Source organism: Zoogloea sp. LCSB751 (assembly GCF_002028455.1).
In the GTDB taxonomy this organism is placed as follows: Bacteria; Pseudomonadota; Gammaproteobacteria; order Burkholderiales; family Rhodocyclaceae; genus Zoogloea.
On the sequence record NZ_MWUM01000160.1, the window covers coordinates 1 to 277 of the forward strand.

Below are 277 nucleotides of genomic sequence, written 5' to 3' on the forward strand. Positions count from 1 at the left end.
GCAGATATTCGAGCCGGTCGAGCAGCCGATTGGCCGACGAAGAGTTCGAGCCCGGCTCGAACTGACGCAGCCACACGAGACGGGTCACCCGGTCGTCAACCGCCTCCCCGAGCAATGCCAGCAACTGTTCCCGGACCGTCATGGCCAACCGACTGGCTATCCTTGTCTCGATCCGGCGCTCGGCATCGACCAGAGCTGTGGCGCAAAGCCGCTCGATCGTGGATGTCGCGGGAAGTACCGTATGGGTGCGACGGCACTCAGCTACGAAGCGGCGGGC

Annotated in this window: 1 protein-coding gene; it reads right to left on the minus strand. The window is 64.6% G+C overall.

All coding sequences use genetic code 11. The features are described from left to right. The coding region (locus B4920_RS26175; RefSeq protein ID WP_139379672.1) for a hypothetical protein at positions 1–277 on the minus strand (277 nt) is incomplete at both ends.